Below are 2,767 nucleotides of genomic sequence, written 5' to 3'. Positions count from 1 at the left end.
CAGCTTCTGACGCAGGGCGGTGGCCAGCTGATCGAAGTTGGGGGCCATGAACCGCTTCCACTCCGTGCAGATCACCAGGGCATCGGCGCCCTCCGTGGCTTCCTCAGCGGCCTTGGGGTCGTAGGCCGCCACCGAGGCGCCATCAGCCCAGAGAGCCTCCAGCAGATCGCGGGCCGGCGCTTCCCTCATGTCGTCGGTGTTGGGTTTGTAGACGAAGTCGGCCGGAGGCCATACGCCAGGCCCCATACCGCAAAGCGGCGACCGGCCAGGCCAGCCCCGCCACCGAAGTGCTGGCTGATCAGCCGATGCAGACGCTGCTTCTGGAACTGGTTCACGGCTTCCACGGCCTGCAAGCCGCCGCAGATGGCGGGGGCGATCGGGGGTGTTCGGGGTGGCTCCTCTCGCAGCCGCCAGGGGGTGAAGCCTGGCGAGTGAGCCGGGGCCTGCGATGCCAGGGCCTCTCAAGGCCGGCAAGCACCTCACGACTGGCAGCCCAGCTCAGCCCGTTGGCGGCCGGAGCTCGTCCAGCAACACCGCCAGGGCTTCACTCAGTTCGAGCCGGTTGCGGGAGGTGTCTGCGAGGTGGAATCGGCACTGAGCAGCAAGGCATCCATTCTGGATTCGAGTGCGGCGAGCCGCCTGTTCTCGATCTCGAGCTGCTTCAAGCGTTTGTCCCGTTCGAGCTCTCTCTGCTCGAACTCGCTCTCGAGCTGCTTCGTACGCCTCTCGCTCTCGCGTCCACGCTGCTCGATGTCGTAAACGGGACGCCAATTGAGCGTCGCTAACAAGCGCCGCCAGGGCGGCAAAGTGGAGACATAGTCCGACCTGGTCATGGACCGGGAGCCTGCGGAAGCGGGAGAGGTTGTCGTTGCCATAGTTCGTGGTGGCCGAAATCAGCAGCAGCAGGGCGCCAGCGGCAAGGGTTGACCAGCCCTGACGATCCAGCAGCCGAGGCGGGGGCACTGAATCGGGTTGCCCTGGAAGACCTTCAACATCTGAGATCACCGTAGCGAGCCCGCACCAGTGCCGATCACTGCATAGTGCGCCAGTACTGCCAAGCGAGGTCTCAGGGGTTTCACGGGCCTGCGATCAAGTGCCTGCGGCGGGCATCAGCTCCCCGGATCAAGCCCCTTCCCGGCGGGCGCCGCCACACCGGGTGGCCTACCCCTCACCCTCTCCCACAACCCACACCCTCAGCCCCGCCGCACGAGCAGCCGCCGCATCCGCCACGGCGCGGGCGTCAAATAGCCAAGCGGGCTGGCGCAACCGCTTCGCGGAAGCCTGCGGCAACACCGCCGCCAGGGCAGGCCACTTGAGCTGGCGGAACTGCTGCCACTCGGTGAGAAGCACCACGGCATCGGCGCCCTGGACGGCTGCCAGGGGATCGGCGGCCGGCTGCCACACCCCCTCGCTCTGCATCCCGCGCCGGCTGATCCGGCCTGTGGCTCTCGGTCAAGGTCCGCTGCGATCTGCTCGGCGCTGACCTTGGGATCAAAGATTGGCAGCTGTCCGCCTTCCTCGAGCAGGTCGCGGCAGATGCGGATGGCCGGGTTTACTCCTGCGGAGAAGCCTGCGGCTACGCGGGATGTCGTTGGTGTCGGCCTTGTCGACGAAGTCGGCCGCAGGCGATAGGCAAAACCGAGCACCGCAATGCGCTTGCCGCTCACGGTGCCAACCAGGAGGTTCACCACCAGCCTTCGTGAACGAACCTGCTGCGACTTCAGTGTTGAGGGCCATCCACAGGATGGGCCTGCAGGCGAAGCCCCAGTGCTTTGGCAACCTTCAGAACGGTGGCAAAGCTGGGATTACCTTCGGCAGAAAGAGATCGATACAAGCTCTCTCGGCTAAGGCCCGCATCCTTGGCCACCTGCGCCATCCCTTGGGCTCGGGCGATATCACCTAAAGCTCTTGCGATACCGGCCACATCATCGGGCGCCTCGACCAGCCATGCGTCGAGGTAAGCCGCCATTTCAGCAGGCGTTCGCAGATGTTCAGCAACGTCATAGGGAGCGAACGTTTCTGGAGGCATTTGGGGCTTGGGTTGCGCATGCTTCATTGGCGGTCTTCCAGAAACTGACGATTCAACTCAAGAGCTTTGGCAATGTCGTTAGACTGGGTCGATTTATTGCCTCCGGCAAGGAGAAGCAGAAGGCGATCTCCGTGGCGCGCGTCATACACCCTGTAGCCAGGTCCTACATCAATCTTTAACTCAGAGACACCTTCGACTAGGTAGCGAGAGGCTCCTGCGTTGCCATGAATGAGACGGTCAACGCGCATGAGGATGCGGGCCCTTCCGGCTTGATCCCGGAGGCCATCAATCCAGGCCCGGTAGGCACCTGACTGAATGACCCTCATGGCCCAATTGTAGCCCACAAGCTACTGGCGTGCCGCCCCGCAAGCAACGCGACCAAGTCTGCGGCGGCCTGGAACAGCCCGTAGAACCAGTGATCGGTTTTCAAGCCCCGCCCACTGACACTGATCAGCCCTCCACATCCCGATCTCGTCACAGTACACCTGTACTGCCGCGCAGGGCCTCCGTGTTTTCACTGGTTTTCCAGCCAAGCGCCTGCGCCGGACATGGACCTTGCGCCCCACCCCCTCCCGGAGGGCACCAGCCCCGCCCAGCCCCTCACACCACCGGGCTAACAGAAGCCCCCCGCCCAATCGCGTAATACGTCCACCCCAGCTCCGCCAAGCGCTCAGGGTCGTAGAGTGGACCGGCAAACTGGCTGGCTACAGGCAGCTGCTCTGGGGCGACCTCAGCGGC

General features: G+C 64.3%; 5 protein-coding genes. All 5 read right to left on the bottom strand.

All coding sequences use genetic code 11. From position 1 onward, the window contains the following. Window positions 1-246: UDP binding domain-containing protein (locus AC01FP_RS16850; protein WP_474481822.1), on the bottom strand; the 246-nt coding region annotated here is incomplete at its 3' end. 302 nt (window positions 247-548) lie between these two features. After that, window positions 549-833, bottom strand: a complete 285-nt coding sequence (locus tag AC01FP_RS16845; RefSeq protein WP_474481821.1) for a hypothetical protein — start codon at window positions 831-833, stop codon at window positions 549-551. Window positions 834-1,161: 328 nt separating this feature from the next. Further along, the gene (locus AC01FP_RS16840; protein WP_474481820.1) at window positions 1,162-1,419 is read right to left on the bottom strand and encodes a UDP binding domain-containing protein; all 258 of its coding nucleotides are present in this window, start codon (window positions 1,417-1,419) and stop codon (window positions 1,162-1,164) included. A 301-nt stretch (window positions 1,420-1,720) separates the two neighbouring features. After that, a complete protein-coding gene (locus AC01FP_RS16835; RefSeq protein ID WP_474481819.1) occupies window positions 1,721-2,029 on the bottom strand; it encodes an addiction module antidote protein in 309 nt (102 codons plus the stop codon). Window positions 2,030-2,052: 23 nt separating this feature from the next. Next, entirely contained in the window at window positions 2,053-2,355 is a 303-nt protein-coding gene (locus tag AC01FP_RS16830) for a type II toxin-antitoxin system RelE/ParE family toxin (RefSeq protein ID WP_474481818.1), read from the bottom strand. Window positions 2,356-2,767 lie beyond the last annotated feature (412 nt).

Source organism: Cyanobium sp. NIVA-CYA 375 (assembly GCF_056108345.1).
Note: the sequence above shows the minus strand (reverse complement) of the source record. Positions and strands in the feature narration are given on the sequence as shown.

Excerpts from the sequence above, each read along its gene's own strand:
- AC01FP_RS16840 (WP_474481820.1), bottom strand. The coding sequence starts at position 1,419 with ATGCAGAGCGAGGGGGTGTGGCAGCCGGCCGCCGATCCCCTGGCAGCC.
- AC01FP_RS16835 (WP_474481819.1), bottom strand. The coding sequence starts at position 2,029 with ATGCCTCCAGAAACGTTCGCTCCCTATGACGTTGCTGAACATCTGCGA.
- AC01FP_RS16830 (WP_474481818.1), bottom strand. The coding sequence starts at position 2,355 with ATGAGGGTCATTCAGTCAGGTGCCTACCGGGCCTGGATTGATGGCCTC.
- AC01FP_RS16845 (WP_474481821.1), bottom strand. The coding sequence starts at position 833 with ATGACCAGGTCGGACTATGTCTCCACTTTGCCGCCCTGGCGGCGCTTG.